Source organism: Sphingomonas sp. AC435 (assembly GCF_979253005.1).
This window is the reverse complement of record NZ_CEEDCJ010000134.1, coordinates 1-231: the sequence shown is the minus strand read 5'-3', so window position 1 is coordinate 231 and position 231 is coordinate 1. Positions and strand designations below refer to the sequence as shown.

Sequence of the window (231 nt, the reverse complement as noted above, 5' to 3'; positions counted from 1 at the left end):
GCCATGGTGATGAAGAACACATCGGTGGTGGACTTGCTGCCATCGGTGTAGGGCGTGAAGCCCAGCTCGGCGCCCAGGCCATTGAGGCGTTCGACAACGCTCTGGCCGGTACCGGTAACCTCGCTACCGAAACCCAGTTGTGGGATCGGATTGCCTGTGATCATCATCGAAATGAAGATCGCTGGAACCATGTAGGCGAAGATCATCACGCAGTATTGCGCCACCTGGGTA

At 57.1% G+C, this 231-nt stretch carries 1 pseudogene; it reads right to left on the bottom strand.

What is annotated here, in order from left to right:
• Positions 1–206: pseudogene (locus tag AC0CH8_RS19210) on the bottom strand (cation acetate symporter); the annotation flags it as partial.
• Positions 207–231 lie beyond the last annotated feature (25 nt).